Source organism: Collinsella aerofaciens (genome assembly GCF_015558785.1).
GTDB lineage: Bacteria > Actinomycetota > Coriobacteriia > Coriobacteriales > Coriobacteriaceae > Collinsella > Collinsella aerofaciens_P.
This window is the reverse complement of record NZ_JADMOP010000021.1, coordinates 24,860-31,488: the sequence shown is the minus strand read 5'-3', so window position 1 is coordinate 31,488 and position 6,629 is coordinate 24,860. Positions and strand designations below refer to the sequence as shown.

Sequence of the window (6,629 nt, the reverse complement as noted above, 5' to 3'; positions counted from 1 at the left end):
GGCTACATGTCTCCGGTCGAGTTCAGGGAGGCGGGGCTGTCCCTCCCGGAATCGTCCAAATAGGTGTTGCCAATCCACGTCGAGGCCGACGAAGGTGGTAGTATCGAGCATGGGAGCCCCTTCCATGAATGCGGCGTGGCCGCCGCGGTTGGATTAGACACTCACCATTGTCGGCCTAATCCGCGGTCTTTCATGCAGCAGGGGCTCTCAATGTTTTTATGTCCTGCTCATATCGTCTGTGCCGGCACCCTGGGACACTCCTTGGCAGCAACCGCACCTAGTCGTTGGGGACATTCTTAAATGATTAGTCGCTGGGGACAGTCTTCGTAGGTAGCGCGTAAAAAGGGGATGGGCTTTCCCCGACGGCTGTCGAGAAAAGCCCATCCCATAATTTACGACCGTTAGAACGTTCCGCCGCCGCCTCCGCCGACGCCGCCACCACCGCCGCCAGAGAAGCCGCCGCCGCTGCCGCCGCTCGAGCTATCGGAGCTCGAAGCCAGCTCGCGGATGGTCTCGTGATACACATCGTTGAACGAATCGAGCGGAGACTCGTTGCCGTAGTGATGGTAATACCACCAGTAGCAGGGGTAGTTGTCGTAGAAATCGTCGCTGTTGCGCAGGTCCGCAGGCACGGCCTCGGCCAGCTGTCGCAGCACTTCTTTCGAAACGCCCAGGGCAACGCCCATCACCAGCAGCTTGTTCCACAGCACCAAATCGCCCGGGACGGCTTCCTTTAGGCGTGTGAAATCCTCGAGCCAATGCTTGAGCGCCTTGCAGCGAGCCGCCACCTCGGCGCCCTCCGGCGTAAAGCGGCGGAACGTAAGGCCCACGCCGATACCCACCAGCACAATCGGCACCGAGATAACCGCGGCGGTAATGTTCGCCTGTGCGCCATCGGTAAAGAAGATGGATCCCACGGGAACAAAGGCAATCAGGATACCAAGAACCAGGCAAAACACCATTGCAACAATGCCGTCCGAGGCAACGTACTCGCTATCGGCCAGCTTGCCCTTAACGGTGTTCTGATAGTCCTCGAGCTTATCACCCACGGGTGTAGCGTGCTGCTTGACGTAGTGCTGCAGCTCGTCGAACGTGCGCGAACGGTCACCGTTCTCGTCAAGCTTAGCACCGGCAAAGAAGACCTTGAGCACCATGTGGTCAATGCCCTTGGCCGACTTCCAGCCCGCATCACTCACCGTCACGCGATACGTCTGCTCTTCTTTTTCACGCCCCAACAGACCCTTCTTGGCCTTGGTCACGGTCGCCTGCTCCAGCTTGATCACACGGTCGTCAGTGAGCTTCATGAGCGTGGCGATATATGCCTGATCGGGCACCTCGTTCCAGCTCATGAGGGCCGAAAGCACGGCGGGATGGTCGGCCGAAGGCACATCGCGGAAATATTCGTCCTGGAAAAGCGGCTTGGGCTTGCGCTTGCGCAGCTTGAGCATAACGATTGTGCCGGTAAAGGCCACCGCCGCAACAACACTTAGCACGGCAAGTGCATTGGCAATCATGCGAGCGTGAGCGCGGCGGGCGTTAGCTTCGTCGGCCCATTCCTTCTCTTCACTCAGGATCGTTGACATGCGCTCTTCGCCCGCGGCGGCAAGCTGCGGCACCCAGTCGCTGGGGAAGGCGATGCGTGCCTCGGCGAATTCGCCCTGATGCACGCAGGGAATGGTATAGGTGACCATGGGCTCGTCCTCATCGAGCGACACGTCGCCCGTCAGCGGACCGTGGCCCCATGCGCGGAAGTTATCGCCTTTGACGGCCGCCGTCCCGGCAGCGGCATTTGCGAAGCGCACTTCCATCTCGACATCGTCGGAATCCGCAGACCAGCCGTCACCCACGAACTTCCAGTAGAGCTCGGCGGTATCGGCCCAGTTCATGACTGCACCGGTCATGGAATAACTCACGTAGTAGATTGCACTGTCGCCGCTCTCGTGAGGGCTGAACACCTTAATCCTTACGCCGTCACCGGTCTGCTCGACCGTATAGACGCCAGAGTCGCCCTTGTTCGCGCTATCGACTTTGTTAAACGCGGTGTCCTCTTCCTCGACACTCAGCACGTCAACGCCCGCCGTGCCGCCCTGCTGGTTGGTGCCCGTATTGATCTCCCAAAACACGCCGTTGATGTCGTCGTCGAAATCAAACTGGCGTCCCTCGACAACGGTCAGCGATCCATCGGCCTCGACCGTGGCGCCGATGTAGGTTTGGGTCATAGAATACCCGTCGGCACGTGCAACGGCGGGCAACAGCAGCAGCGCAAGCGCGACGAGCACACAGACGGAAGCGAATCGCGCAAACAGGCGGCGCTGCCGACAGGTTTTGGCAACGGAGTCGTTCATGGGCACATCCTTTGTCTGTGATACCAGTAACGCCATTGTCCCACGTTTACGGGCGCACATGACGAACATCTAGGCCAGCGGAGTATCAAACGGGACGAAAGTCACGCCCGCGACCGGCACCTAGGGACGTTCCTTATCTGCCGGCAATCTAGGACACTCCTTGGCATGGCCTGCGCCAGCAATAGATACCACTTCATAGCTCCGTCACAGGTGTAGCGGCTTTGTGTGGGCGCGGCATGCGCTGATTGAGCCGCCAGCTGAGGGGCATAAAGCAGTTGAGCGAAAACGGTTTGCCCCTTTGCCGTTCGCTCGAGGATCATGTCCCCCTTTTCCGCGGAAACCCCGGCAGTTGCGAAGAGCTGCCGGGGTTTCTGTCGTTTGAGGGGTTGGGCTGGCGGGCGGCGATCGAGCTGTCGAGCCGGTGGTCCGGCACGCGCAACGCGCGGCCTCGGCAACTTGCAGGCCACGGCAGCGTCTCCCCCACCGCGCCCCGCGCTATACTCGTCCGCATGGATATCAACGCACGCAACATAGCAACACACGCCGCGGACGCACCAGCAACGGCAGTGCCCACCCCCGTCGTGGGCCGCTTTGCCCCGTCGCCCTCGGGCCGCATGCACTTGGGCAACGTGCTCAGCTGCCTGTGCGCATGGCTTTCGGCCCGCAGCCAGGGCGGCAGCATCGTGTTGCGTATCGAGGACCTGGACGATCGCTGCAAGCGCCCCGAGCTTGCCGCTCAACTGATTGACGACCTGGCCTGGCTGGGGTTCGAGTGGGACGAAGGCCCCTACTACCAGCACGATCGCCTGGATCTGTACGAGGACGCCCTGCGCCAGCTGCAAGACGCCGGCCTCACCTATCCCTGTTTTTGCACGCGTGCCGAACTCCACGCCGCGAGCGCGCCGCACGCCAGCGACGGCACGCCCATCTACCGCGGCGCCTGCCGAGGCCTTTCTGCCGAGGAGGTTGCCCGCCGCAGCATCCTGCGCGCTCCGGCCACGCGCCTGCGCGTGCCCACCGTCGACGACCTCGCGGACGACGTGATCGAATTCGTGGACCGCACGTACGGGACTCAATGCGAGGCACTCGCCACCGAGTGCGGCGACTTTTTGGTCCGCCGCAGCGACGGCGTTTTTGCCTATCAGCTAGCCGTGGTGGTCGACGACGCCGCCATGGGCGTCACCGAAGTCGTGCGCGGATGCGACCTGCTGGGCTCCACGCCCCGCCAAATCTACCTGCAACACCTGCTGGGACTTCCCACGCCGCACTACGCGCACATTCCGCTGCTCATGTCGCCGGACGGCCGCCGCCTTTCCAAACGCGATCGCGATCTGGACCTGGGCGAGCTCCGTACCCGCTTTGGCACACCCGAGGCACTGCTGGGCTGGCTCGCCGGGCAAACAGGCATCGCGCCGGACACCACGCCGCGCTCTGCCGAGCAGTTGGTCGAGCGCTTTAGCTGGGATGCTATCCGTGCGCATCGGGATAACATCACTGTAACGGTCGAGTAGCCAGCCATCCCGCCCCTACGCAACATCCCAGGGCTGGAGCTCGTCGCCCAGGCGAACGATGCAGTCGTAGAGCACGGTATGGCGCTCGGCCGGGTTGGCATCCCGATGAAAATGCCCGTAGTACCAGCGCTTGTAGTCCAAGCGATCTTCCAGCTCATCGAAAAATGCCGTGAGCCGATCGACGGCGGGGCAATTCCAGCCGGGTGCCGGATAGAGCGTGGGCGAGAGCATGCGCGTAGCGCAGGTGTGGGTAATCACGTAGTCGACCTTCCAGCCCACGCTGTCGAGCTTTGCCCGCGCCTCCTCAAAGTTGCGCTCGTCCGGCAGCTCCTGCGGCCACCAGCTGGAATAGGGAATGCGACATTCCTTATCCACGCTCGTGGCGCCGCCCATGGTAAAGATCGTTGAGCCGTCGAGCTCATAAACCTCGCCGCGCGTCAGGCGTCGGATGGACGAAGTGTCCGACAGGCGCTGCGTCAGCCCGCCATGCCATAACTCCATGGGGCGTTCCTCCCAGTGGTCGAAGCGCTCGTGGTTGCCGTCGACAAACAGCACGGTGTAGGGGCGCGACTCCAGCCAAGCGATGTCGGCGCATTCCTCGGCAGAGAAATCCCACGGAAAGCCAAAGTCGCCCGCGATGATGAGATAGTCGTCACTCGTCAGACCATCCCCAAGATCCCAGTCGCGAAGCTTTTGCATGTCGACGCCGCCGTGAATATCGCCCGTCACATAGACCGTCATCGGATCACCACTTCCCTGTAAGTCGCTAGCCCACATTCTGCACGATCACTAAGCCAACCGTTCCAGCCCTTCCATCCTTTGGGACCTACCCCTCGCTCTTCCATCCAAACGGATCAAACACCCAAAAGATCAGATCGAGCACGCCGCCGGTCATCATGGCGCCGGCAAGAGCCATGCAAACGCGCAGAGAACTGGCACTTCGGAGCGCGTCGAATGGCCCCAGAACAGCCAGCAGCGCGACCGCTGCGCCGGCTACGCACAGCGCGAGGCACGGCCCCGCGTCCTTGACGCACTTCTTTGCAAGGTGCTTGGTGTTGTCACTCATCGATATCGAACTCCTTAGAAGGTCGTTGTTCAGGTACGTGCCGTCGCGGCAGAGCAGGACGGCAGGTTAAGTGTCCCATGCCGTGCGGACACAGCTGAAAGCCCTCGCGCAAAAAACAGCGCGCCGCAGGATTCGCATCACCTGCGGCGCGCCGAAAATGATCCGCTTTCCTCCATCCCCAACGGATCAGCTGAGTTGGTGCCGCCCGACGGAAAGGAAGAAGCCGGCGGCGTCACGAGCTGTGGCAATGTCGCTAGGCATAGGAAGCAGACGCGCTCCAAACGCCCTAAGCCCCAAGCCTACCCATTAAGAAATCGACTGCAGAAACGATTTTGATGCCGTCGATGTCGGTCGGATGGCTCCCCTGACGAACGACGATGATCTTCTCGTAACCGCCCGTAATCTTCTCGAGCGACCTGAGCTCAAATGGACGCAGTTCGCGCTTGCGCGTCGCCTCCTCGTCAATCGACTCTGTGACCTGAATAAACTTACGATCCGAGCCGTCGCCTATCGCAACAAAGTCGATTTCGGCATCTCGAAGATGACCCGTGAAGACCTGGTATCCGTCATAGACAAGGCGATTGTAAACAGCATTTTCGAGAACACGCCCGCTGTCGCTGCCGCGATACCCATCCAAGAAAGCTCGAAGCCCCAGATCCTCAATGTAGAACTTGCCACCGGTCTTCAAAATGTCCCGACCCTTAATATCAAATCGGCGCGCGTGCGAGAAGATATAGGTCTCCTCAAGGGCAGACACACAAGTGTCCACGACGCCGTGCGAGGATTTCGCCCCGTTCTCTGCCAGCGTTCCAACGATCTTATTAATTGATGTCGGGTTTGAAATGTTATCAGCCAAGTAGGAAGTGACGCGGTCGAGCACACTCCTGCTCGTCACCGACCGTCTACCCCGACGTGCCTCGCGAGCCAAAATGTCGCGCCCGACGATTGTTTGGTACGTGCTCCAGATATAGTCCTTCATTTCCTGCTCCGGTAGCTTTGAAGCAGCGAGAAACGGCAGGCCTCCAAACGTCAGATAGCGGTCAAGAAGATCGTCGAGCGCAACGATGTCCTCCCGACCAAAAACAGCGAGCCTATTCGTGACGTCAGTCGGACCAAGAAAGTCGACATATTCCGAAAAAGTGAGCGGATGCATCCGAATCTCGACATACCTGCCCGAGATTAAGGTCGCAATCTCTGACGAGAGGAGAAAAGCATTCGAACCCGTAACATATATATCGCAGTCCCGGTCGACACGAAGTGCGTTAATCGCCTTCTCCCATCCGGCAACCTCCTGGAGCTCGTCGAAGAAGAGATAGCACCTCTTACCAGCAGGCATTAGGCCGTCGACGTGGCGGTAAAGCTCTCGCCAATCACGCACGCCCTCCAGCTCAAACGACTCCATCTTAAAGGTCAAAAGACATTCGGATGGAACGCCGTTATCCTCAAGATGTTTGCGCATCATGTCCAGAAGCGTCGATTTGCCACAACGGCGCATACCCGTTACGACCTTGATGACATCCGCATCACGAAAGGCAATCAATTTCTCGAGATATCGATTTCTAGGGACCATCCGTTTATCCATCGCCCGCCCCAATCTGCAAGTTTTTCTCACAGCATGACAAAAACTTGCGAGTTTTGCAAGTTTCTCTCACGTAGCGACAAGAACCTGCATATCCGTCCGTGGCCATTTGCAGTCGGATTCCGACG

The 6,629-nt window shown here is 59.8% G+C and carries 5 protein-coding genes; 1 reads left to right on the top strand and 4 read right to left on the bottom strand.

What is annotated here, in order from left to right; all coding sequences use genetic code 11:
* Positions 1–401 precede the first annotated feature (401 nt).
* Positions 402–2,345, bottom strand: coding sequence for a DUF2207 domain-containing protein (locus I2G40_RS08850; RefSeq protein WP_195544835.1), 1,944 nt, complete (start codon positions 2,343–2,345; stop codon positions 402–404).
* Positions 2,346–2,854: 509 nt separating this feature from the next.
* Between I2G40_RS08850 and gluQRS the strand changes: the two genes are divergently transcribed.
* Positions 2,855–3,856, top strand: coding sequence for a tRNA glutamyl-Q(34) synthetase GluQRS (gene gluQRS, locus I2G40_RS08845; RefSeq protein ID WP_267489513.1), 1,002 nt, complete (start codon positions 2,855–2,857; stop codon positions 3,854–3,856).
* 15 nt (positions 3,857–3,871) lie between these two features.
* Here gluQRS and I2G40_RS08840 read toward each other — a convergent pair whose 3' ends face one another.
* The 3 genes from I2G40_RS08840 to I2G40_RS08830 form a co-directional block, all read right to left on the bottom strand.
* On the bottom strand, positions 3,872–4,597 hold the full coding sequence (locus I2G40_RS08840) for a metallophosphoesterase (RefSeq protein WP_195544834.1): 726 nt from the start codon (positions 4,595–4,597) through the stop codon (positions 3,872–3,874).
* Positions 4,598–4,682: 85 nt separating this feature from the next.
* Positions 4,683–4,922 carry a hypothetical protein gene (locus I2G40_RS08835; protein ID WP_195544833.1) on the bottom strand — a complete coding sequence of 80 codons (240 nt, stop codon included), beginning with the start codon at positions 4,920–4,922 and terminating at the stop codon, positions 4,683–4,685.
* 286 nt (positions 4,923–5,208) lie between these two features.
* Positions 5,209–6,504: an ATP-binding protein gene (locus I2G40_RS08830; protein ID WP_229090735.1), complete on the bottom strand. Its 1,296-nt coding sequence runs from the start codon at positions 6,502–6,504 to the stop codon at positions 5,209–5,211.
* Between the last annotated feature and the right edge of the window lie 125 nt (positions 6,505–6,629).

Excerpts from the sequence above, each read along its gene's own strand:
- I2G40_RS08850 (WP_195544835.1), bottom strand. The coding sequence starts at position 2,345 with ATGAACGACTCCGTTGCCAAAACCTGTCGGCAGCGCCGCCTGTTTGCG.
- I2G40_RS08835 (WP_195544833.1), bottom strand. The coding sequence starts at position 4,922 with ATGAGTGACAACACCAAGCACCTTGCAAAGAAGTGCGTCAAGGACGCG.
- I2G40_RS08830 (WP_229090735.1), bottom strand. The coding sequence starts at position 6,504 with ATGGATAAACGGATGGTCCCTAGAAATCGATATCTCGAGAAATTGATT.
- gluQRS (WP_267489513.1), top strand. The coding sequence starts at position 2,855 with ATGGATATCAACGCACGCAACATAGCAACACACGCCGCGGACGCACCA.
- I2G40_RS08840 (WP_195544834.1), bottom strand. The coding sequence starts at position 4,597 with ATGACGGTCTATGTGACGGGCGATATTCACGGCGGCGTCGACATGCAA.